The organism is Proteus myxofaciens ATCC 19692 (genome assembly GCF_001654855.1).
Taxonomy (GTDB): Bacteria; Pseudomonadota; Gammaproteobacteria; order Enterobacterales; family Enterobacteriaceae; genus Proteus; species Proteus myxofaciens.
In genome coordinates this window covers 27,833-49,488 of record NZ_LXEN01000094.1, presented here as the reverse complement: position 1 = coordinate 49,488, position 21,656 = coordinate 27,833, and the positions used below count along the sequence as shown (strand labels likewise).

At 39.2% G+C, this 21,656-nt stretch carries 19 protein-coding genes and 3 tRNA genes; 3 read left to right on the top strand and 19 right to left on the bottom strand.

Translation table 11 applies throughout. The annotated features are described in order from the left end of the window. Nucleotides 1-162: 162 nt before the first annotated feature. Entirely contained in the window at nucleotides 163-1,848 is a 1,686-nt protein-coding gene (locus M983_RS09665; protein ID WP_157091948.1) for a hypothetical protein, read from the top strand. A 147-nt stretch (nucleotides 1,849-1,995) separates the two neighbouring features. Then, a complete protein-coding gene (locus tag M983_RS09660) occupies nucleotides 1,996-2,586 on the top strand; it encodes a LysM-like peptidoglycan-binding domain-containing protein (protein ID WP_157091947.1) in 591 nt (196 codons plus the stop codon). Nucleotides 2,587-2,664: 78 nt separating this feature from the next. Here the strand turns inward: M983_RS09660 and rplI are convergent, their stop codons facing one another. From rplI to tsaE, 16 genes are all read right to left on the bottom strand, one after another. Further along, nucleotides 2,665-3,114, bottom strand: coding sequence for a 50S ribosomal protein L9 (rplI, locus tag M983_RS09655; protein ID WP_066749845.1), 450 nt, complete (start codon nucleotides 3,112-3,114; stop codon nucleotides 2,665-2,667). A gap of 43 nt (nucleotides 3,115-3,157) precedes the next feature. Then, complete coding sequence (gene rpsR, locus M983_RS09650; RefSeq protein WP_000135199.1) at nucleotides 3,158-3,385, bottom strand: 30S ribosomal protein S18; 228 nt, start codon at nucleotides 3,383-3,385, stop codon at nucleotides 3,158-3,160. 4 nt (nucleotides 3,386-3,389) lie between these two features. Next, complete coding sequence (priB, locus tag M983_RS09645; protein WP_066749844.1) at nucleotides 3,390-3,707, bottom strand: primosomal replication protein N; 318 nt, start codon at nucleotides 3,705-3,707, stop codon at nucleotides 3,390-3,392. A gap of 8 nt (nucleotides 3,708-3,715) precedes the next feature. Next, a complete protein-coding gene (gene rpsF / locus M983_RS09640; protein ID WP_066749843.1) occupies nucleotides 3,716-4,111 on the bottom strand; it encodes a 30S ribosomal protein S6 in 396 nt (131 codons plus the stop codon). A gap of 158 nt (nucleotides 4,112-4,269) precedes the next feature. Then, complete coding sequence (rlmB, locus tag M983_RS09635; RefSeq protein ID WP_066749842.1) at nucleotides 4,270-5,013, bottom strand: 23S rRNA (guanosine(2251)-2'-O)-methyltransferase RlmB; 744 nt, start codon at nucleotides 5,011-5,013, stop codon at nucleotides 4,270-4,272. A 101-nt stretch (nucleotides 5,014-5,114) separates the two neighbouring features. Beyond that, entirely contained in the window at nucleotides 5,115-7,604 is a 2,490-nt protein-coding gene (rnr, locus tag M983_RS09630; protein WP_066749841.1) for a ribonuclease R, read from the bottom strand. Nucleotides 7,605-7,643: 39 nt separating this feature from the next. Continuing rightward, complete coding sequence (gene nsrR, locus M983_RS09625; RefSeq protein WP_066749840.1) at nucleotides 7,644-8,072, bottom strand: nitric oxide-sensing transcriptional repressor NsrR; 429 nt, start codon at nucleotides 8,070-8,072, stop codon at nucleotides 7,644-7,646. Nucleotides 8,073-8,529: 457 nt separating this feature from the next. Further along, the gene (locus M983_RS09620) at nucleotides 8,530-9,828 is read right to left on the bottom strand and encodes an adenylosuccinate synthase (RefSeq protein ID WP_066749839.1); all 1,299 of its coding nucleotides are present in this window, start codon (nucleotides 9,826-9,828) and stop codon (nucleotides 8,530-8,532) included. Nucleotides 9,829-10,271: 443 nt separating this feature from the next. Continuing rightward, a complete protein-coding gene (hflC, locus tag M983_RS09615; RefSeq protein WP_066749838.1) occupies nucleotides 10,272-11,276 on the bottom strand; it encodes a protease modulator HflC in 1,005 nt (334 codons plus the stop codon). A 2-nt stretch (nucleotides 11,277-11,278) separates the two neighbouring features. Further along, nucleotides 11,279-12,553: an FtsH protease activity modulator HflK gene (gene hflK / locus M983_RS09610; protein ID WP_066749837.1), complete on the bottom strand. Its 1,275-nt coding sequence runs from the start codon at nucleotides 12,551-12,553 to the stop codon at nucleotides 11,279-11,281. A 91-nt stretch (nucleotides 12,554-12,644) separates the two neighbouring features. Next, nucleotides 12,645-13,928, bottom strand: coding sequence for a ribosome rescue GTPase HflX (gene hflX, locus M983_RS09605; RefSeq protein WP_066749836.1), 1,284 nt, complete (start codon nucleotides 13,926-13,928; stop codon nucleotides 12,645-12,647). A gap of 90 nt (nucleotides 13,929-14,018) precedes the next feature. Continuing rightward, the gene (gene hfq / locus M983_RS09600; RefSeq protein ID WP_066749835.1) at nucleotides 14,019-14,306 is read right to left on the bottom strand and encodes an RNA chaperone Hfq; all 288 of its coding nucleotides are present in this window, start codon (nucleotides 14,304-14,306) and stop codon (nucleotides 14,019-14,021) included. Nucleotides 14,307-14,416: 110 nt separating this feature from the next. Beyond that, nucleotides 14,417-15,358: a tRNA (adenosine(37)-N6)-dimethylallyltransferase MiaA gene (miaA, locus tag M983_RS09595; protein WP_066749834.1), complete on the bottom strand. Its 942-nt coding sequence runs from the start codon at nucleotides 15,356-15,358 to the stop codon at nucleotides 14,417-14,419. Then, nucleotides 15,345-17,360: a DNA mismatch repair endonuclease MutL gene (mutL, locus tag M983_RS09590; protein ID WP_066749833.1), complete on the bottom strand. Its 2,016-nt coding sequence runs from the start codon at nucleotides 17,358-17,360 to the stop codon at nucleotides 15,345-15,347. Before mutL ends, miaA begins: the two co-directional genes overlap by 14 nt. An 18-nt stretch (nucleotides 17,361-17,378) precedes the next feature. Next, on the bottom strand, nucleotides 17,379-18,698 hold the full coding sequence (locus M983_RS09585) for an N-acetylmuramoyl-L-alanine amidase (protein ID WP_066749832.1): 1,320 nt from the start codon (nucleotides 18,696-18,698) through the stop codon (nucleotides 17,379-17,381). A gap of 13 nt (nucleotides 18,699-18,711) precedes the next feature. Further along, complete coding sequence (tsaE, locus tag M983_RS09580) at nucleotides 18,712-19,179, bottom strand: tRNA (adenosine(37)-N6)-threonylcarbamoyltransferase complex ATPase subunit type 1 TsaE (RefSeq protein ID WP_066749831.1); 468 nt, start codon at nucleotides 19,177-19,179, stop codon at nucleotides 18,712-18,714. A gap of 221 nt (nucleotides 19,180-19,400) precedes the next feature. On the opposite strand from tsaE, the gene queG reads away from it, so the two are divergent. After that, on the top strand, nucleotides 19,401-20,555 hold the full coding sequence (queG, locus tag M983_RS09575) for a tRNA epoxyqueuosine(34) reductase QueG (protein ID WP_066749830.1): 1,155 nt from the start codon (nucleotides 19,401-19,403) through the stop codon (nucleotides 20,553-20,555). Nucleotides 20,556-21,332: 777 nt separating this feature from the next. Here queG and M983_RS09570 read toward each other — a convergent pair. From M983_RS09570 to M983_RS09560, 3 genes are all read right to left on the bottom strand, one after another. Beyond that, nucleotides 21,333-21,408 (bottom strand) — tRNA-Gly (locus M983_RS09570). A 34-nt stretch (nucleotides 21,409-21,442) separates the two neighbouring features. Continuing rightward, nucleotides 21,443-21,518 (bottom strand) — tRNA-Gly (locus tag M983_RS09565). 33 nt (nucleotides 21,519-21,551) lie between these two features. Beyond that, nucleotides 21,552-21,627, bottom strand: a tRNA-Gly gene (locus tag M983_RS09560). Between the last annotated feature and the right edge of the window lie 29 nt (nucleotides 21,628-21,656).

Genomic DNA, 21,656 nt, shown 5'->3' with positions numbered 1-21,656 from the left:
TATTAGCTAGTTTTTTTAAGATCTTTTTTTCTATACTGATAAAAATAGGGATATTTAGCCTAATAGATGATTACAGGAGAGAATTTTTTCTGCTTTATTTTCTTCAAACTGTCTATTTTCCGCTAAAGTTATACTTATAAGGTAAAATAAATGGGGTATATTATGACAAGTTGGCGCAATACCTTTTTCAGTAGGTCTCCAATATCAATAGGTATTAGCTTTGATTTTTCTGAAATCTATCCTTTATCTGTATCTGTGCCTTCGCTCTACTTACAGTTACAACCCTATGAAATAGGTGAGCAACCCTTACCCAAGAAATTTAATTTATTATCAGAAGAAACGATAAAAATTGATGATAATGATGTTGAAGTCTCTTTTAATTGGTCAGCAGGTGCCAGAGAAGGGTTAATTTTATATCGGCGGATTGGTGCCTCACTTGAACAATCCCCCTCCGATAAAGATTGTGAGCAATTTGCTTTATTAATTTATAGCGCAATAAAAAAAGCCATCTTACTGCCTGATAAAGAAAATGTTGCCCTTTTTTATACATTAATATGCCAAGATAAACTTGCTCCTATTACCTACCTTCCTTACCTAATTAATAAAATCGAGCAAGATGATAACTTAATAAATAATAGATTATATTTTCAGCTTATCTTATGGCTCTTATACAAAAGTCCTAACAAAAATACGATAAAAATAAGTTTAGGTCTGTTGAGCCTTTTTCGTGATGGAATATCACAGCGACTATTGTTTTTATTTGCTCTTCACCCTGAGTTTACGCTTTATTCTCTCTATTCAATAAAAAAAAGAGTTAATTATCAAAATATAAGTTCATTTTTTGATTTATTAGGGCCAAGAACAAAAGATTGGGGACGAATTCAATTTATTGAATATTTACCAGCACCGCTTTCAATCAGTACTCGTTATTGGCTATTAACCGAAGGGTACAAAAATAATGTGATGATAGAGTATGTTGCTTATAATTGTGCGACTAAAGGCAAGTTATTAGAGATATTGAATACTTATCCTGAAGATCCTCAATTACTGCTTGGATGCAGTGATATTTTACGCGCATTACTTAATGGTGGCCCCACAAAAGATATTTATGATTACGCACAAGGACCGCAAGTATGCCTAGAATTTATCAACCAAGTTAATCAGATATCGCCTAAAGAATTAAACTTACTTCATTGTGTATGTGAAATTGCTGACTTTGTACAAAATAGTGGAGAAGATTGGTTATCATTAGGGGAATTAGGATGGAGTGACTATTATCAACAACAAATAATGTCACTCTCACAGCATATAATTCAAAAACCGCAATGGTCAGCTTTAATTATTAAATCATTACAAAGTCACTGTAGAACAAAAAGTTATCAAGCAAGTCTTGTCGCAAAAGCGATTCATCTTGATATTTGGGAGCTTCTTTTTTCTCTACAAGAGTGCAATCCAAACGCTGATTGGTGGCATCATCTGATGCAGACAGATTCTTCTTATAAAATAGAAAAAGTTGTCAAACTCGCAGAACAACAAATTAACATAAGCGCATCACACAATATTGATACATCTTTAATTAACTATCACTCTGAATATAAGCCACATCATGCCGTTGAATATATTATGCAAGATCTACGTAGCTTTCCAGGTATTGGCTGGTCATTAATCAAAAAACAACTACATAGCCCAATACTACGTAATCGAAATATGGCGCTTAATGTTCTTTCTGCTTGGTCTGGTATTGTGTGGCCTCATGATCTTTATGAGACATTAACCCAAGTGTTAACTATAGAAACAGATAAAAATACTCATCAGCGCATAAGAAAATTTTTAGCAAATCATCAATAATATGCGTAATGTTAAAGGTGAAAGATAATTCTGAAAAAAAATGGCGGAATCAGTCATATTGACAGTTCATGCTAGTATGGCGATGAGGATTAACACAGTGTTACAACAATTAATAATCGTAATTCACAGTTCAAAAATGAGGTGAATATGGGCAAATTTCCGGGGCTACATCGTCGAGCAATAGCGATTATTGCTATTATCGTATTAGTTATTTTTTTCTGGCCTAAAGGTGAAGATAAAATTGAACGCCCTCAGGCGTCTAACTCAACCCAAGATCTTCCAGTACCTGTGGCACCTTCAGTATCAACAGATAATCAAGAGAAGCTACAAACGACTTTGCCCCCAGCTCAAGACAGTCTTGATGCCAATGAAAACACTTATTCACCTACTGAAAATGGAAGTGACAATAATACAATAGAAAATAACACTGAATCGCCTGCTGTGAAACAACAACAGCAACCAATAACATCCGCGGATGCCTGGCAAACTTATACGATAAAAGAAGGGCAAACACTAGCACAACTATTTAGAGATAATAATCTCGCTGTGAATGATGCATTTTCAATGGCTAAATCAGAAGATAAACAAAAGTCATTAAGCCAATTACGTTCAGGACAAACAATCCGTTTACAACGTAATCCTCAAGGTGAGGTTAGTATGCTTGAAGTAAAAAATAGCGCAGGAACTGTTATCACATTCACGCGTTTGAGTGATGGTAGTTATTATCGTACACCTTAGCAAAAGAAAAATAAGAGCAATAAAAAACGCCAGCTAAGCTGGCGTTTTTCTATCAACATACACTGTTTAATCTAAAGATTATTCAGCAACGATGATAACATTCAGTTCAGCGAATACATCACTGTGAACTTGGAAGTGAACTTCGTGGTCACCAGTAGTGCGCAGAACGCCATTTGGTAGACGAACTTCGCTCTTACACATTTCAACGCCAGCTGCAGTTACTGCATCAGCGATGTCACGTGTACCAATTGAACCAAACAGTTTACCTTCATCACCCGCTTTAGAGCTGATGGTTACAGAACCCAGTGCAGTAATTTTCGCTGCACGAGCTTCAGCTGCTGCTAAAGTTTCAGCTAATTTAGCTTCTAACTCAGCACGACGCGCTTCGAAAAACTCAATGTTTTTCTTAGTCGCAGAAACAGCTTTACCCTGTGGGATTAAATAGTTACGAGCATAGCCCGATTTTACGTTAACCTGATCACCCAGGCTACCCAGATTCGCTACTTTATCAAGCAGAATAATTTGCATTACCTTATCCTCTACAAGTCATTAATGGACTATATAATACCTATTACTGATGACGATCAGTATAAGGTAATAAAGACAGGTAGCGCGCGCGCTTGATAGCACGAGCCAGCTGACGCTGGTATTTTGCGCGAGTACCGGTGATACGGCTTGGTACAATTTTACCACTTTCAGTGATATAGTTTTTCAGCGTAGCGATGTCTTTATAATCGATCTCTTGTACGCCTTCCGCTGTGAAACGGCAGAACTTACGACGACGGAAATAACGTGCCATTTGGCTAGTCTCCAGAATCTATCAATTCAATCTGTTCGGCATGAAGCACCAGTTTAAATAATCCATTTCGCGCCTGATGGCTACTAATGAATCCTGAAACGGTGATTGTGCTGCCGACCGTTATACTGTGAGTATCAGCTTGTAACGCTTTCCCGCTGGCAATAATGGGCATTCTGCACCACGATTGTCTTTTTAATCCCGCCTCTTCTTGTATTGAACGATGTTCAATAACAAATTGACAATGCGGGATCCCAGCAGGACTAACTTTTCGTATCAATGCTTTACAGACTGTGCCTGTCAACACCAATCGATTAGTCGTCACAGCACTAATTACTCTTCAGAATCCTCTGCTACATCATCAGCTTCTTCTTCATCTAGATCTTCAGCAACATCACGACGACGTTCGTCTCTTGCTTTAACCATTGGTGAAGCTTCAGTCACTGCGTGTTTAGTACGCATGATCATGTTGCGGAGAACGGCATCGTTGAAACGGAAAGTAGTTTCCAGTTCATCAATCACTTCCTGCGGCGCTTCAACGTTCATCAGAACGTAGTGTGCTTTGTGCAGTTTGTTGATTGGGTAAGCCAACTGACGACGACCCCAGTCTTCTAGACGGTGGATCTGACCATTTGCATTAGTGATAGCGGTTTTATAACGCTCGATCATGCCCGGAACTTGTTCGCTCTGGTCAGGATGAACCATAAAAACGATTTCGTAATGACGCATTTGAATTGCTCCTTACGGATTTATCAGCCTCCTGTCAGGGTCAGTCACCAACCATGGAGGCAAGGAACTTGTTTAAGTGTGACTGAAAAATTGACGCGTAACTATACCCCCACGACCGACAAAACTCAAGGGAGTATAAATAAATATACGTGAAAAGATTATTTTGCAGTTATTCTTTGGCGCATTGCCTCGAATAAACAGACACCTGTTGCAACTGAAACATTCAAAGAAGAAACGGAGCCTGCCATTGGTATACTGATTAATTCATCACAATGTTCACGTGTTAAGCGGCGCATACCTTCGCCTTCAGCTCCCATCACTAATGCTAAAGGTCCTGTTAATTTGCTTTGGTATAACGTGTGATCGGCTTCACCTGCAGTGCCTACAATCCACACATTTTCTTCTTGCAATAAACGTAATGTTCTTGCGAGGTTAGTAACTTTGATTAGAGGAACGCTTTCAGCTGCACCACAAGCCACTTTCTTGGCTGTCGCATTTAATTGGGCTGAGCGGTCTTTAGGAACAATAACCGCATGAACACCGGCGGCATCAGCACTACGTAAACATGCGCCTAAATTATGCGGATCAGTAACACCATCTAGCACTAATAAAAAGGGTGTTTCAACTTTTGCTAATAAATCAGGTAAGTCTTGTTCTTGATACTGACGCCCTGGTTTTACTTTCGCAATAATACCTTGGTGAACAGCGCCTTGGGTTTGATTATCTAACCATTGACGATTAGCTACTTGCACAAGAATACCTTGAGCCTCAAGCTCATGAATAACTGGCGTTAAACGACGATCTTCTCGCCCTTTTAATACATAAACTTCTTTAAAACGCGTAGGATCACGCTCAATCAATGCTTTAACGGCGTGAATACCATAAATAATTTCTTCGCTCATAGCGTTTTTTTACTCAGCAATATAGATAAAAAATATTAGGGACAATAACAGATAAAAGGCGGAATATCCGCCTTTTTAAGAGGGACTCACTTGAAAAAATATTATCTATTTTCGCGTTTTGCCGCTCGTTTTGCTTTTAGTTTTGCCTCTATCTTTTTGGTTTGAGATGAGGCTTTTTTACGCTTGCTACTCGCTTTATCTTTTGCAACTTGATCTTTAACGGCTTTATCTTTGCTCGTTTTATCAGCACCTGATTTGCCTTTTCTAAATGCACTATCAGGCTCAAAGTTTTTATCTTTGCTTGCATCGCGACGACGAGATTTACTATTGGTTGCGTTTTTCTTCTCTTTTTCGCCTTTTGATGCACGCACTCTTGCTGTTTTACCCGGATTACGGGCTTTACGCGTTGTTGAAATCAAAGAGAAATCAATAGTGCGTTCATCCATACTAACGGCTTCAACTTTTACTTCAACTTCATCACCAAGGCGATAAACTTGTCCTGAAGATTCACCAATTAGACGCTGTCCAACATTATCATATTGATAGTAATCATTATTCAATGTTGAAACATGGACAAGTCCATCGATAAACAAATCATTAAGACGTACAAAGAAACCAAAGCCAGTCACGCTAGTGACAATACCCGTGAATTGCTGACCAATTTGATCAAGCATAAAGTCACATTTTAGCCAATCAGTAACATCACGCGTTGCTTCATCAGCACGACGCTCTGTTAAAGAACAATGCTCACCTAATTGCAACATGGTATCCATATCGCTATGGTAACCCCCTGTTGGTGTCCAACGTTGCGAGCCATGGCCTTCTTGTTTCGCTATTTGATATTTAATCGCACGGTGAAGCGAAAGATCAGGATAACGACGAATAGGCGACGTAAAGTGAGCGTATGATTTTAAGGCTAAGCCAAAGTGACCTCGATTTTCAGGATCATAAATCGCTTGTTTCATCGAACGTAAGATCATGGTTTGTAGCATTTCATGATCAGGACGTTCTTCAACTTCTTTCATCACACGAGCATAATCAGCAGGCTCTGGCGTTAACCCACCAGGCAACGTTAGCCCTAATTCACTAAAGACAGAACGTAAATTCATTACGCTCTCTTCTTTTGGTTTATCATGAATACGATAAAGTGCAGGCTCTTCATTTTTTTCAACGAATCTAGCCGCAGCGATATTGGCTAAGATCATGCACTCTTCAATAAGTTTATGTGCATCATTACGAACAACGGGCTCAATACGCTCAATTCGGCGCTCTGCATTAAAGATAAATTTCGCTTCTTCTGATTCAAAACCAATTGCACCACGTTGCTCACGAGCGATATTAAGTGCTTGATATAACTCATACAGATGTTCAATATCTTTCACTATCGGTTGATAGTGCTCACGTAGTTCTTCATCACCTTGTAAGATTTTCCATACTTTGGTGTAAGTCATTCGCGCATGTGAGCTCATAACCGCTTCATAAAATTTGTATGAAGATAAACGGCCTTGCTCAGATACCGTCATTTCACAAACCATACATAAGCGATCAACCTGAGGATTTAATGAACAGAGTCCATTTGATAAGACTTCAGGTAACATCGGCACAACTTGTGATGGGAAATAGACAGAGTTACCACGACTACGGGCTTCTGTGTCTAGCCCTGTTTGAGGCCTAACGTAATAGCTCACATCTGCAATGGCGACCCATAAGCGCCAACCACCACCTTTTTTGCGTTGACAATAAACCGCATCATCAAAGTCTCGTGCATCTTCACCATCAATCGTGATTAATGGTAAATCACGCAAATCCACACGTCCTTCTTTGGCTGATTCAGGAACTTCTTCTTTTAAATCAGCAATTTCTTTTTCAACTTTTGCAGGCCATGTATATGGAATTTCATGAGTACGCAGTGCGATTTCTACTGCAATACCCGTTCCCATTGTTTCACCTAAAATTTCGATAATACGCCCTACTGCTTGGGTGCGACGTGTTGGTCGATTGGTGACTTCAACTACCACCACATTCCCCATTCTCGCACTCATGATATCTTCTTTAGGAATGAGAATATCAAAACTTAAGCGACTATCATCAGGTACAACAAACCCCATACCTGATTCAATAAAATAACGACCCACAATTTGATTATTTCTTGGTTCGAGAACACGAACAACTCGCCCTTCACGGCGACCTTTTCTATCGACGCCTAACGGTTGAGCGAGAATAATGTCGCCATGCATCGTTTTTTTCATTTCATCTTGTGACAGATAAAGGTCGTCTTTTTGACCTTCAGCACGTAAAAAACCATATCCATCACGATGACCGATAACTTTGCCTTTCCATAAATCAAGGCGTTCTGGTAATGCGTAACATTGACGACGAGTAAAGACTAACTGGCCATCTCGTTCCATCGCTCTTAAACGGCGACGTAACGCTTCTATATTTTCCTCTCCTGAAATTTTTAGCGCTTGAGCTAAATCTTCACGGCTCATTGGTGCAGTACGCTTTTTCATTTCTTCTAAAATATATTCGCGACTAGCAATTGGAGAGGCGTATTTTTCTGCTTCTCTATCCTGAAAAGGATCTTTTGACATTATGACCTCCACGCTATCAGATTAATGGGAGCCAACGACTCAAACATCTTCTAATAACAATTTATATAAGGTGTTGTTGTTTTCAACTAACTCAGCCAGTGTATGACGGTCTAACTCTTTCAAAAACTGCTCAATTGCTTGATGTAATACCAGTTTTAATCGACACGCTGGGGTGATATGGCAAAATTCAGCACTACAATTCACTAATGAAAGGGGCTCTAATGCTCTAACAACGTCACCAACAATAATCTCTTTTGCTGATTTTCCTAAACGTATCCCACCATTTTTACCACGGATAGCTTCGACAAAACCAAGATGGCTAAGTTGATTAATAATTTTCACCATGTGGTTACGTGATACACCATAAACTTGCGTCACTTCTGTGATGCTAGTCATTTTGCCTTCTGGTAACGAAGCCATATATATCAACGCCCGCAATCCATAATCTGTAAAACTGGTTAATTGCACAATGACCTCTGAAAAGTAATATTCCCTTTAAAACGAGTTAAGGGAGAAGTAACTAATGATAAGAATATCATTTTATTAAGTAGTATTGTGTTTGTTTTTTGGACATTTAGCAAAGATATCCTTAAAAAAGCGTTATTCTTCTCATCATTCACGATATCTATTATCACTGACTAATCAAAGAAAAAGCGATACTGTTGATTATCAACAGATCGCTTTTTTATATATCGACGTTATATCTCAATATTCGCTATATCATAATCAAGATAACAATAATAATGTTATCGTTTTCATCAATTACACTAAAAAGTAGATATTCAACCGAGTGTAAAAATCTCTATTTCTTTTATTAATTGATGTTTAGCGTTTTATTACGCTGAGTTTAGCAAGTATATAGATACGAAAAAATCGCCCCTGTTATTTTCAGGGACGATTTTCACGTCAAACCCATTAATGTAAATTATGCATCAAATGGGTGACGGAGAACAATCGTTTCGCAACGATCTGGACCTGTAGAGACGATATCAACAGGAACACCCGTTAACTCTTCAACACGCTTGATGTAGTTCAACGCAGCTTGTGGTAATAATGCTTTGTCTTTCACACCAAAAGTACTTTCATTCCATCCTGGTAATGATTCATAGATAGGCTCAATACCTTCCCAATCATCAGCAGCTAAAGGTGTAGTGTCGATAACTTCACCAGTAGGTAGGCGATAACCTACACACACTTTCACTTCTTTTAGACCATCTAAAACATCTAATTTAGTCATACAGAAGCCAGACAGTGAGTTGATTTGAACCGCACGACGAATAGCAATAATATCTAACCAACCAGTACGACGACTACGGCCTGTGGTTGCACCAAATTCTTGGCCTTTCTCACGTAAGAAATCACCCGTTTCATCGAATAATTCTGTTGGGAATGGACCTGCACCAACACGAGTTGAGTATGCTTTGATAATACCTAAAACATAACCAACATAACGTGGGCCTAATCCAGAACCTGTAGCAACACCACCAGCGGTGGTATTTGAGGAGGTTACATACGGATATGTACCGTGGTCGATGTCTAATAATGTGCCTTGTGCACCTTCAAACATGACCAGCTCACCTTTTTGGGTTGCTTTGTACAGTAAGTCAGAAACGTCAACAACCATACCTGTCAGAATATCTGCAACAGCCATGATATCATCAAGAGTTTTTTGGAAATCAACAGGTTCAACTTTGTAATAATTAACCAATTGGAAATTATGGTATTCAATAATTTCTTTCAATTTTTGTGCGAAAGTTTCTTTATCAAACAAATCGCCAACACGTAAGCCACGACGAGCAACTTTATCTTCGTAAGCAGGGCCAATACCTCGACCTGTTGTACCGATAGCTTTCTCACCACGGGCTTTTTCACGAGCACTATCTAATGCGATGTGATAAGGCAGGATTAATGGACAAGCTTCAGAGAGAAGTAAACGTGAACGAACTGGAATACCACGTGCTTCAAGATCAGTCATCTCTTTCATCAGAGCTTCTGGCGACAATACGACACCGTTTGCGATGATGCTCATCACATTTTCACGGAGAATGCCTGATGGAATTAAATGGAGGACGGTTTTTTCACCGTTGATAACTAGAGTATGGCCTGCATTATGGCCACCTTGATAGCGAACAACATATTTAGCTCGTTCTGTCAGCAAGTCAACTATTTTGCCTTTGCCTTCGTCACCCCACTGGGTGCCCAATACGACAACGTTATTACTCATTTCAAAATACACTCGGTTGCTTAAAAAAGGATTCTACCATCTCAATTCAAGAGTTACAGTAGATTTTATCTAATTATGTCATCACCGCCTTTAAGCAATAGAATATCTTGCTATAAGTAATATTTTCGCCCGAAAAAATCCATACCATAAGGTATTTATGGTTTTAATCGATAGTTTGATTGCAAAAACAGAAAGCAGAGTGACATAAAAGTGAAAACAGCGGAAGAAGACGCTTCGGTATTGCCGAAGGATTATCTTGAAATGCAATTTTCACTTTATACTATCTCAGCTAATTCCATTTTGGAATTCATTGTGAGTAATTTTTCATATTATTCATCATATTTGCCTATTCCATAATAAAAAATCCCCCACTTTTGAAGGTGGAGGATTTGGCTATCTTACTGATTTTTATTAAAGCGCTATATCACAATAGGATACTATCACTATTCAATAATCGCTCTCGCTTTAGTTGGTGCTTTCATATAGCGTAGGAAATCGCTATCTGGGCTTAACACCATCACGTCATTGCCGTCTTTGTTAAAGCTCTTCTCATAAGCACGTAAGCTACGAATGAAAGCATAGAAATCAGGATCTTGGCTAAAGGCATCAGCAAACAGTTTAGTTGCTTGGGCATCACCTTCACCGCGAAGACGTAATGATTCACGCTCAGATTCTGCTAATGTCTCAGTTACAGTCTTATCAGCAGCAGCGCGAATTTTCACTGCTTGCTCTTGACCTTGTGAACGGTGACGACGAGCAACGGCTTCACGCTCTGCACGCATACGCTGATAGATAGCTTCAGAAACTTCCATAGGTAGATTGATTTGTTTAATTTGAACATCAATCACTTCAATCCCTAATGCCGCCATACTGTTCATATTAACAGCAGGTGCTTTTCCTTTTGTTTCTTCTGCGACTTTCTTCGCTGCATCTGCAATAGCATCATCGACAGCACTTGTATCGCGTGAAGGCGTACCTTCATTCAATGCATTACGCACATCAATTGTCAGGCGACCACGGGAATCTGTAATGATTTGGTTTACACTCATACGACCAATTTCAGAACGTAAACGGTCACTAAACTTACGGCGTAATAACGTCTCAGCTTGTGTAATATTACCGCCGCCTGTTGCTAGGTAGTATGTACTGAAATCACTGATACGCCATTTTAGATAAGAATCGACTAACAAGTCTTTATTCTCACCTGATAAGAAACGGTCTTGTTGGATATTCATAGTTTGAATACGAGCATCCAATTTCTTCACATTCTCAATGAATGGAATTTTAAAGTGTAGACCTGGTTCATAAACAACTGGCTTGTTCTCAGCATCACGAACAACTTTTGCAAAGCGTAAAATAATGCCTTTTTCGTACTGTTGAACTACAAATACAGAGGAGTACAACAGTGCTAAAATAATAATGACGACAACTGCGATAGCTTTACGCATGATTATTGTCCTCCTTGATTAGAACCATAAGGCTGACCATAACCGCCATAACCATTATTGTTACTACCGTATCCACCATTACCATACGTTGTTGACGCTGGCTTTTGTGCCGGTGTTGAAGAATGACTTGTTGGAGCTGGCGTACGCGCTGGAGCCTCTACCGCATTTTGTGTTGCTGATTGAGATTGTTGGCGTAACATTTGCTCTAAAGGTAACACTAACATACTGTTGCCTTTATCATTCGCAATAACTTTACGTGTTTTAGAAAGCACATTTTCCATGGTTTCAATGTAAAGACGTTCGCGTGTAATATCAGGAGCAGCACGATATTCAGGTAGGATTTTAGAGAAACTCGCCACCTCACCCTCAGCCCTCATTACTACGCTCGTTTTATACGCTGTTGCTTCTTCTATCATACGTTGTGCATTACCTTTTGCTAATGGTAATACTTCGTTTTTATAAGCTTCAGCCTGACGAATTGTTTTTTGTTCTTCTTCTCGCGCAGAAATAACATCATCAAATGCCGCTTTCACCGCTTCTGGTGGACGGGCAACTTGGAAGTTGACGTCGACAATAGAAAGACCCATTTTGTAAGGACGAATAGTATCTTCTAATTGTTGACGAGTCTGGTCACGAATTTCTGAGCGATTTGATGTCAGAATTTTTTCCATTTCAGAACGACCAATAACACCACGCACAGCACTATCTGTTGCCTGGCCTAAGCTATTCATTGGCGTCGTTACATTAAAGAGAAATTCTTCTGGGTTTGAGACAACATACTGAACGTTTATCTCAACTTGAACCATGTTTTCATCAGAGGTCAACATCATGCCACCCGTGGTTAAATCACGGATAGTTTTCACGTTGACAGGTTGAACTTCATCAATGAAAGTCGGCTTCCAGTTCAAACCAGGTTCTACGATTTGATAAAATTTACCAAAACGAGTTACAACACCTTGTTCGGCTTCTTTTATGGTATAAAAACCACTGGCAGCCCAAACGACAACAACCGCACCCAATGCAAGAGAAATCAATAAATTCCCAGCATTGCTACGTGGTCCACCGTTTTGGCCAGAAGGAGAGTTTCCTCCTTTTTTACCACCTAAGCCACCCAGTTTTTCACTCAGTTTACGGAAGATATCATCGAGATCTGATGCCCCGCGATTCCGACCTCCCTGATTACCGTTGGAGTTACCTTCGCCGTTATTCTTACCGCCGTTCCGGTTACCCCACGGGTCGCGGTCTTGTCCGTTATTACCGGGCTGATTCCACGCCATGTTCTAGCTCCATTATTATGATTAGATTTATAAGGCTTAAAAGCTGATTTCATCACCAGCTCTCAGTTTATGTTCTTAAGTATGGCCAGTTTCAGACCACGTAATCCAATAAATTTGGTTCCTGCTTGCAAAGGCGACACCAGTCTACCATAGGCATTCGGATGATTAGGCCAACTTTACCGTCTTTTTCAATCCATTCACGTTGTATCGACTGTAATTGATAAAAACGGCTACGTAGCCGCCCACCTTCTTCTGGCGGTAAACGCAATTCAAAGTGTGCGATCTCACCTGAAAGACGCTCAGTTAACGCCTGATATAACAGTGAAATTCCTTCACCTGTTTGTGCAGAAACCCAAACTCTAACAGGCAAATTATCTTCATTTCGATCAATTCGTGGCGTGAAATCCTCAAAAAGATCAATTTTATTCATAACATGCAGTGTTGGTATTTCTTGAGCATCAATCTCTTCTAATACACTTTCAACTGCCTGAATATTTTCCTCAAAGCGGCTATCAGCAGCATCAATTACATGAAGAAGCAATGTCGCTTCTCGTGTTTCTTGCAATGTTGCTTTAAATGCAGCAACAAGATCATGAGGTAAGTGTCGGATAAATCCAACGGTATCAGCTAAAACAACTGTTCCCACATCATCAACTTGAATACGTCTTAATGTCGGATCTAATGTTGCAAATAACTGGTCTGCTGCATAGACATCAGCACTTGTAATTCGGTTAAATAAACTCGATTTTCCTGCGTTTGTATAACCGACAAGGGACAGTGTCGGAATATCAGCTTTACTACGTGCTTGCCGTCCTTGTTCACGCTGACGTTCTACTCTACCTAGTCGCATTAAAATTTGACTAATTTTTCCTCTGAGTAAACGACGGTCTGTTTCTAGCTGAGTTTCACCTGGTCCACGTAATCCAATCCCCCCTTTTTGCCGTTCAAGGTGTGTCCACCCTCTGACTAAACGAGTCGATAGATGACGTAACTGGGCGAGCTCTACCTGCAGTTTTCCTTCATGTGTTCTTGCTCTTTGGGCAAAAATATCAAGGATAACACCCGTGCGATCAACTACACGGCATTCACAAAGTCTTTCCAGATTTCGTTCCTGAGCGGGCGTAAGTGCATGGTTAAAAAGAACGACTTCTGCACCACTAGCTTTTACAGCTTCTGCTATTTCTTCAGCTTTACCTTCACCTACATAATACTTGGAATGCGGTGATTTACGGCTTCCTGTAATAATTTGAACCGGTTTAACACCCGCAGATGTGACTAACGATTCAAACTCTTGCAAATCATCAACGTCCTTTTCTTGAGAAAAGAAGACGTGCACTAAAACGGCTAATTCGCCACCTTCATAACGATCAAACAAAGGCGAAACTCCTTAGAGTTTATAAAACAGGAAAAACATAGGTAAAGTCTCCCTACCTATGTTTTTATTATTAAGAATAATATTTGATTATTATTCTGTAACATCATCCTGCTGAGTTGCGTTACTACCACTGTAGTTTGTACCTGTTTGTCCTGGAGTATTACTATGATGAGAAACAGGACGAGAAGGTACCACGGTAGAGATAGCATGTTTATATACCATCTGACTTACTGTGTTTTTCAGCAGAATAACAAATTGGTCAAAAGATTCTATCTGACCTTGTAATTTAATGCCGTTAACCAAATAGATTGAAACGGGAACTCTTTCGCGACGTAATGCGTTCAAGAAAGGATCTTGCAAAGATTGCCCCTTAGCCATTCTATATTTTCCTTATTTTGTTGTTTTATACTAGAACCCAATTGGGTTCGAAAAATGAACTACTCAAAAATTGCGCTTTGGCAACTATCAATTTTACACAAACCTACCATCTATGCACTAATAACCTGCAAAACAGTGTCAAGAGATTGTTTAGGTTCTTCACTATCAAGCCAGTGAATATCATCCCAACCCCTTAACCAAGTGATTTGTCTTTTTGCTAATTGCCGGGTAGCACAGATCCCTCGAAAAACCATTTCATCATAATCGATCTCACCGGATAAATATGACCACATCTGGCGATAACCGACACAACGTATTGAAGGCAAATCTTCATGCAAATCGCCACGTTCATATAATGTTTTTACTTCATCTTCAAATCCACACGTTAACATTTGTTTGAAACGGGCTTCAATTCGCTGATGTAGCACATTTCTATCTTTCGGAGCAATCGCAAACTGGTATACATCATAAGGCAATGACTCACCTGATATTTGCGTTAGTTCTGTCATTGTCTTACCTGATATCAGATAAACCTCTAGTGCACGAGAAAGTCTTTGTGGATCATTAGGATGGATCCGTTGCGCAGCGACAGGATCGACTAATGCTAACTCTTTATGAACGACATCCCATCCTTGTTCTGCTGCTTTTTTCTCTATTTCAGCTCGAATTTCAGAATTTGCACTAGGTAAAGGCGATAAACCTTCAAGTAACGCCTTAAAATATAGCATAGTCCCACCCACTAATAGTGGAATTCGTCCAGCAGCTGTAATTTCTTCCATTGCATTTAATGCATCTCGACGAAAATCAGCAGCCGAATATGGGATTGCAGGATCAAGAATATCTATTAATCGATGTGGAGCAAGAGATTGTTCTTCATTATCAGGCTTCGCCGTACCAATATCCATGCCACGATAAATGAGTGCTGAATCAACACTAATAATATCGACAGGTAATTTTTGTCTTAGTGCAATCGCTAATGCTGTCTTACCTGAGGCTGTCGGCCCCATGAGGAAAATCGCTTTTGGTTTTATTTGAGTATTAACTTCGCTCATTATGTAATGCCGCTACCACAGGTTGTAATTCGATTAATTGTAATAAGTTTTTTGAGGGTTGTCTGACATACTGAGGACACACTCGCTCAATATCTGCCAATAATGCAACCGCTTGAGCCTGCGACCATCGCGTTGACTCAGTTCGTAATTGTTTTGCTAGCCATTGCCCCATATTTTGCTTAGTACACGATGTTTGAGTCGATAAATAAGCCAATAGCGCTGTCAACAACACAGGTAAATTTTGCTGACGTAAAGGTAATGACACCGCATGAACTAGCGCTTTACCATGGGATATTTCAATCACAATCCCAAAATCACTCATTAATGCCTGAAACTGGTTACATATATTTATTTCTTCTTTGCTCAATGTCAGTTTTAATGGCACTAACAAAGGTTGAGGTTTTAACGTTTCATTTACAGGTAATAATTGTGCACATCTTAACAGAAAATCAGCTTCTTCCAATGCTAACAAGCCTAGTCCTTGTGATGTTTCAAGTAATGCATATTTTTGCTGATAAATTGCTAATACTCGACCAAAAGTATAATCGCTATGTTCTTGTGCGACATTAACAGAACGAGCCATAACAGAAACTGGTTTTTCGTCTTTATTTTGCTGTCTGTCGTAATAATGAGTTGTATGACCGACTTTATCTAAATTCAATGGCTCGCGTTCAGGAAATAAAGGTATTTTTTCTTTATTTTCTGATGTCTCTGCCATTTCTTGAACCATTTTTTGATAAAGCAAGCCTTGAGTGCGTTGATAACTTTCACCAAATTGAGGTTTTTGCCCTGAATAAGCACCATGCTTTGTTGATGTCGATTTATCACCACGATTCACGCGCTCTAATGAATGGGATTTCTCTATTTTTGTCTCATATTCATTTGATGTGATTGGTTTTTGATAAGGCTTAGAATAAAGATTTTCGCCAGCAACTTGACGATTCTCAGGAAAACTCACTGATTGAGGGTTATCTTCATCATCAGAAAGAGGCAAAGCATCTTGTGTGGCTTGTCGTAATACACTTAACACCCCTTGATAGATAAAATCATGAACTAACCGTGATTCATGAAAACGCACTTCATGTTTAGCCGGATGCACATTCACATCAACCTGATGAGGGTCAACCGTCAAATAGAGCACATAAGAAGGTTGTTGCTCACCTTGTAAATATCCTTCATAAGCTTGGCGTATCGCATGATTAATTAATCTATCTCGCATCATACGTCCGTTAACATAGCAGTATTGAATATCACTGGTTTGTACTGAAGAAAGTGGATGTTCAATCCAGCCTTTTATTGCTAACTCTCCATGTTCCCATAAAAGTTGCATAGATTGATTAACAAAATTATTTCCACAAATCGCCATTAAACGACGAGAATAGTGTTGATCTTCTTTTGCAGCTCGGTATTGACGAACACGTTTACCGTTATGCGTAAGATTTATTGTTACATCAAAGCGAGATAATGCGATACGACGAACGACTTCATCAATATGACCAAACTCTGTTTTTTCAGTACGTAAAAATTTACGCCGTGCTGGTGTATTATAAAAGAGATCAAGTACTTCAACGGTGCTACCTATAGGATGTGCCGCGGGTTTTACTGTCACAGACATCTCTCGCCCTTCGGCATAGGCTTGCCAAGCCTCTTCTTGAGCTTGTGTTCGTGATGTTAACATTAGGCGAGAAACAGAGCTAATACTCGCAAGAGCTTCACCACGAAACCCCATACTCATTATCGCCTCTAAATCATCAAGGCTAGCGATTTTACTTGTTGCATGGCGAGCAAGTGCTAACTTCAAATCGTCTTTATTAATACCACAGCCATTATCACGGATACGAATAAGCTTAGCGCCACCTTTATCAATATCGATATCGATGGTAGTTGCACCAGCATCTAAGCTGTTTTCTAACAACTCTTTTACGACTGAAGCGGGTCTTTCAACCACTTCTCCAGCCGCTATTTGGTTAGCAAGCTGAGGAGGTAATAAATTTATCGCCATCGTCTGTCATCCCATTGATTAATTTGTTGGTGCTTTTTGTAATGGATGAGCCTGAAAATAAGAAAGTAAACCAGCGTGAATAGCCGCTGCTAATTTTTCCTGATAAGCATCCGATATTAATAGCTGCTCTTCTGATGCATTACTAATAAATCCTGTTTCGACCAAAATGGAGGGAATATCAGGTGAGCGTAATACGCCTAAACTAGCGTGTTCTGGCGTTCTTTTATGTAATGAGCCGACTTTTTTCAATTCACTAATCACAGAAACAGCAACATCATAGCCTACACGTTGTGAATTACCGAATTGCAAATCTAAAACAGTCTGGCTTAAATAAGGATCAGCGCCGTCGGCTAAAGCATCTCCTGCACCACCTAGCAATTCAGATTGCTTTTCACTTTGTTCAAGCCATTTACCTAATTCACTATTTGCACGGCGAGTAGAGAGCACCCATACAGAGGCGCCTTTCGCGGTACGATTAGGCGCTGAATCCGCATGAATAGAGACAAGCATATCCGCACCTTGTTTACGAGCGACCTCAGAACGACCAGCAACAGAGATAAAATAATCTCCATTTCGTGTTAAAACTGGCTTAAACATCGGGTCATTGCGTAATCTTGTTTCTAATTTTCGCGCAACATTTAGTGTAACGTCTTTCTCACGATAGCCTTTTTGCCCTATTGCACCAGGATCTTGCCCACCATGCCCTGCATCGATAGCAACGACAACTTGGCGACTATTATTATTTGTTTTGGTTTTAGTTGGCACCGGCGCTACAGTTGGAGTACTCACAACAACGTCTTTTTCGGTAAGACGCGCAGAAGGTGTAGTGCTAGGGATAGTATTTGAATGAGCAATATAGGTTGATAACGGTACGTTTGTTACCGTTGGTTGACCATTGGTATTTTGTCTTGCCTTCATTCCTTTGAGAGTAAGCACTAACTTATACTCTCCACTACTATTTAATAAGCTTTCTGTTACCGCAACGGGTCCATCTAACTCAAGAACAATCCGCTGATATTGGGTACTTTGCGATTGACTTATACGAATCTTATGCACTAAGCGATTCGTACTTAAAGACGCTGGTAAGCCTGTTATTTTCGCATTTTGTTTCAGGTCAATAACCAATCTATCAGGATTTTTTAGTGAGAAAAATTTATAGCTTGGTTTCCCATCACGAAATAAAAATGTCAGGGTTGTTTGTGAAATATTATTTTCAACATTCACTTCTGTCGCAGTTGCTGCATGTACTGATTGTACAAAGAAAAATGAAGCAATAAACAACGCCAAGACAACAAAATAACGCTGACTTTGACTCACAAACGTGATGAGACTCGACATAATTATTATTCCTTTATGAAGACTGAATACGAGATAAAACAGCATTTCCTCGTTGTGAGAGGGCAACAAATCGTGCTTTTCGACCTTCATTTTCATAACTTAAATGGAGTTCTAAATCAGCACTTGGTAATACCCCTTCGCCTTGTGAAGGCCACTCAATTAGGCATAATGCATCCTGTTCAAAATAGTCACGTATTCCCATAAATTCCAGTTCTTCTGCTGATGCTAAGCGATAAAGATCAAAATGATAAACAGGGTTAGGTGACAACATATAAGGTTCAACAAGTGTATAAGTTGGGCTTTTTACATGACCTTGATGACCTAAAGCTTGTAAAAAACCTCGACTAAACGTTGTTTTACCTGCACCTAACGAACCATATAAGTACAAAATTAATCCATGATTTTCACAAGCCAAAGCCACAGTACGCCCAAGGTTGACTGTCGCTGTTTCATCTTCTAGTGCAATAACCCATTCATTCATATTCATATTTTCTATTATCAGATAATCATGGCTTAGAGAATTAATAGTTTAACAAATAGCACGCTAAGCTTTTTGTATTTCTTTAGGACAAATAGTTATCCAAATCAGTGATTAAATAACCATATCATAAATCTATTTATCACGAGGATTTTTCCCGGTGGTTCACTATGATACACTGCTCGCTCTTCGGACTCACCTCTTACCTTTTGGTTCTGTTTATCATGCCATCACTTGATCTTAACGCCCTTGCTGAAAATATTAAATTATGGGGCACTGAGCTGGGTTTTCAGCAAACTGGAATTTGTGATACGGACTTATCCATTGAAGAACCTCGTTTACAAGAGTGGCTAGATAAACAATATCATGGCGAAATGGCGTGGATGGCAAAATATGGCATGATGCGAGCAAGACCTCATGAATTAGTACCCGGTACATTACGTGTAATTAGTGTCAGAATGAATTATTTACCGACGGAGGCAGCATTTGCTCGCACATTAAATAATCCAGAACAAGGTTATATTAGTCGTTATGCGCTAGGTAGAGATTACCACAAAGTTTTAAAACAACGCCTTAAAAAATTAGGTGAAAAGATTACACAATATTGCCAACAGTATGAATATCAAGGTGTCGTTAACTTTCGACCTTTTGTTGATTCAGCGCCGATTATGGAAAGGCCACTTGCCGTTAAAGCTGGGCTTGGCTGGGTTGGTAAACACTCACTTGTTATTAATGATAAATCTGGCTCTTGGTTTTTCTTAGGTGAATTGCTGATAAATTTACCTCTGCCAATAGATGCCCCAGTAGAAGAGCAATGCGGTAAATGTGTTGCATGTATGACAACGTGTCCTACTGCCGCCATTGTAGAGCCTTATACGATAGATGCCCGCCGTTGTATCTCTTATCTCACGATTGAACATTCAGGCGCTATACCAGAACAATTTCGTCCTTTAATGGGTAATCGTATTTATGGCTGTGATGACTGCCAATTAATTTGTCCTTGGAATAGATTCTCACCACTCACTGAAGAAGATGATTTCTCACCTCGTCGTGAACTTCATACTCCCGAGCTTTATACACTCTTTCAATGGAGTGAAGAAAAATTTTTGCGAACAACAGAAGGCTCGCCAATTCGACGAATTGGATACTTACGTTGGCTAAGAAATATTAGTGTGGCATTAGGAAATGCACCTTACCAAGATAAAATCGTACTTGCCCTGCAAGAACGCTTTGGTTTAAGTGATGTTTTAGATGAGCACTTGCAATGGGCAATAGCTCAGCAATTAGCAAAAAGAAATGAGAAAGAAGTAAAAATACAGACTTCACAACAAAAACGCTTAGTAAGGGCGATAACTAAAGGTTTACCTCGCGACGCTTAATTTTTAACACAATACAATAAAAGTTAACACTAAATAATTTCATCTGTGAATAAAATAAAAAAACGTTGTCTATCAATACGAAGAAAAAATTCAAGCGAACTAAGGCACATTTTTAAATATTTTTTAAAAATCTTATTTATCAACAAGATATAATTTCAATAAATTTATATACAGCGTACTAACCCCAAATCATTTTTTGATGTGTTTCTGTGGATAACTCTGTGCAGTAAAAAAATAAATAATGCTCAGATGCGGTGGTTATCAGTATCTGATTGTGGATAAATCAATTTGGGAAGAAAATACGAATAATCAAAAAAAATATCATTTTTTTCAAAGAAAAGACTTCAAAAACCTTCCTTTCTCTAAAAATACTATTGAAATTGTATTTAACAGAATAAAGACCTAAACCTATAAAAATGATTTCGCCTTATATTTCCCTCTAAATGAGGAAAGGCGCACATTCTAGTGCTGTAAATATAGAATTGCAAGTAAAGATCAAAGATAGATCACAAAAAAATAGCTTGATCTTACGTGCAGTTACCGCATTCTCACTTTTGAATAATAATATCCACACTATAACTATAGATATTAAGTAAAATAGCTTAATTTACATCCTAAGACAGTGTAGTCGATATTTTAAAAAGCGAGAGAAAAAATAAAGAAATTTTGATCATTTTTTAGACGCAATATATCTAAACGGATATTTTTTCTTTTTTAGATTGAAATTACTGTTTTAGGTAATTGAATTAATTGAGGAAGTATTTAGAGAAGAAGATTTGGAGCGGGAAACGAGACTCGAACTCGCGACCCCAACCTTGGCAAGGTTGTGCTCTACCAACTGAGCTATTCCCGCATTTGGTAAGTGTGATAACTATCAGAGAAAGATTTGGAGCGGGAAACGAGACTCGAACTCGCGACCCCAACCTTGGCAAGGTTGTGCTCTACCAACTGAGCTATTCCCGCGTCGCATAATACTGATAACTATCTTAGAAAGATTGGAGCGGGAAACGAGACTCGAACTCGCGACCCCAACCTTGGCAAGGTTGTGCTCTACCAACTGAGCTATTCCCGCATCTTTCTAACACCCGTACTAACGAAATT

Excerpts from the sequence above, each read along its gene's own strand:
- M983_RS09665 (WP_157091948.1), top strand. The coding sequence starts at position 163 with ATGACAAGTTGGCGCAATACCTTTTTCAGTAGGTCTCCAATATCAATA.
- M983_RS09660 (WP_157091947.1), top strand. The coding sequence starts at position 1,996 with ATGGGCAAATTTCCGGGGCTACATCGTCGAGCAATAGCGATTATTGCT.
- rplI (WP_066749845.1), bottom strand. The coding sequence starts at position 3,114 with ATGCAAATTATTCTGCTTGATAAAGTAGCGAATCTGGGTAGCCTGGGT.
- rpsR (WP_000135199.1), bottom strand. The coding sequence starts at position 3,385 with ATGGCACGTTATTTCCGTCGTCGTAAGTTCTGCCGTTTCACAGCGGAA.
- rpsF (WP_066749843.1), bottom strand. The coding sequence starts at position 4,111 with ATGCGTCATTACGAAATCGTTTTTATGGTTCATCCTGACCAGAGCGAA.
- rlmB (WP_066749842.1), bottom strand. The coding sequence starts at position 5,013 with ATGAGCGAAGAAATTATTTATGGTATTCACGCCGTTAAAGCATTGATT.
- rnr (WP_066749841.1), bottom strand. The coding sequence starts at position 7,604 with ATGTCAAAAGATCCTTTTCAGGATAGAGAAGCAGAAAAATACGCCTCT.
- M983_RS09620 (WP_066749839.1), bottom strand. The coding sequence starts at position 9,828 with ATGAGTAATAACGTTGTCGTATTGGGCACCCAGTGGGGTGACGAAGGC.
- hflC (WP_066749838.1), bottom strand. The coding sequence starts at position 11,276 with ATGCGTAAAGCTATCGCAGTTGTCGTCATTATTATTTTAGCACTGTTG.
- hflK (WP_066749837.1), bottom strand. The coding sequence starts at position 12,553 with ATGGCGTGGAATCAGCCCGGTAATAACGGACAAGACCGCGACCCGTGG.
- hfq (WP_066749835.1), bottom strand. The coding sequence starts at position 14,306 with ATGGCTAAGGGGCAATCTTTGCAAGATCCTTTCTTGAACGCATTACGT.
- miaA (WP_066749834.1), bottom strand. The coding sequence starts at position 15,358 with ATGAGCGAAGTTAATACTCAAATAAAACCAAAAGCGATTTTCCTCATG.
- mutL (WP_066749833.1), bottom strand. The coding sequence starts at position 17,360 with ATGGCGATAAATTTATTACCTCCTCAGCTTGCTAACCAAATAGCGGCT.
- M983_RS09585 (WP_066749832.1), bottom strand. The coding sequence starts at position 18,698 with ATGTCGAGTCTCATCACGTTTGTGAGTCAAAGTCAGCGTTATTTTGTT.
- tsaE (WP_066749831.1), bottom strand. The coding sequence starts at position 19,179 with ATGAATGAATGGGTTATTGCACTAGAAGATGAAACAGCGACAGTCAAC.
- queG (WP_066749830.1), top strand. The coding sequence starts at position 19,401 with ATGCCATCACTTGATCTTAACGCCCTTGCTGAAAATATTAAATTATGG.